Genomic DNA, 1,129 nt, shown 5'->3' with positions numbered 1-1,129 from the left:
GGCGGTTTGCCTCCATTAGCTTTATGCGGCCTTTTATGATTATAAAACCACAGCCAACTTGTAGCATGTTCTTGAATCTCTTCCAACGTATCAAATAAGTTTTTGCTCAACCAGCTATATCTAATTGTTTTGTTATGTCGTTCGATGTAAGCGTTTTGTTGTGGGTTGCCCGGCTGAATATATTCAATTCGAATTCCATGCTGTTTCGCCCAATGAGTAAATTCATGACTGATAAATTCAGGACCATTATCACAACGAATGACGCTTGGTTTACCTCGCCACTCAATGAGTTGATTTAGGCTTCTTATCACTCTAATCGCTGGAAACGAATACCCAACATCAATCACCAACCCTTCACGTTTATAATCATCAATGATGTTAAATAAACGTATTTTTCGGCCATTACTTAACTGGTCATGCATAAAGTCGACCGACCATACTTGATTGCGCTTTATTGGCTCTTTAAGAGGCTCTGGTTTATGCCGTTTCAATCGCCTTCTAGGGCGTATTCTCAAATTAAGGGCTAACTCACAATAAATACGATAAACACGCTTATGGTTCCATTTAAAGCCTTCTACATTTCGCAAATAGTCATAGCACAGACCAAAACCCCAATCGGTTTCGTTCTCGGTTAATTTTACTAGCCAGTCGGCTATTTCAGCGTTTTCTGAACTTAGCTTTGCTTGGTAGCGATAGCAACTTTCACTGATACCAAACGCTATGCAAGCCAGTTTAATACTGATGTTATGATTAGAAACCATATGCTGTGCCATCACTTTGCGTTGCGACGGCTTCACCACTTTTTTTGCATCGCTTCCTGAACTATTTCCGCTTTTAAACGCTCTTCGGCATACATTTTTTTCAGGCGACGATTTTCTTCTTCTAATTCTTTCATGCGAGCCATAAGTGATGCGTCCATCCCGCCATATTTTGCCCGCCACTTATAAAAAGTGGCGCTACTCATACCGTGCTCACGACATAGCTCTGGCACAGGGATCCCTGATTCTGATTGTTTTAAAATAGCCATTATTTGGCTGTCACTAAATTTTGATTTTTTCATGTAGATCTCCTTCGTCTAATTTACGAGAAAATTCTACTTTTGAGGACTGTTATTTTTTGGGGGGATTAC

The 1,129-nt window shown here is 40.1% G+C and carries 1 protein-coding gene; it reads right to left on the bottom strand.

The window, feature by feature from the left end; translation table 11 throughout:
* Positions 1-1,060 (bottom strand): IS3 family transposase gene (locus tag J8L97_RS22970; protein WP_211053037.1). Its coding sequence is split into 2 segments (ribosomal slippage), with 1,061 coding nucleotides annotated over them: positions 1-808 and positions 808-1,060; the frame shifts between segments, so codons are not numbered across the junction. This gene is flagged as partial in the annotation.
* Between the last annotated feature and the right edge of the window lie 69 nt (positions 1,061-1,129).

This window comes from Pseudoalteromonas sp. MMG012, assembly GCF_018100875.1.
Lineage (GTDB): Bacteria > Pseudomonadota > Gammaproteobacteria > Enterobacterales > Alteromonadaceae > Pseudoalteromonas > Pseudoalteromonas aurantia.
The sequence above is the reverse complement of the archived record's forward strand: the minus strand, read 5'-3'. Positions and strand labels throughout refer to the sequence as shown.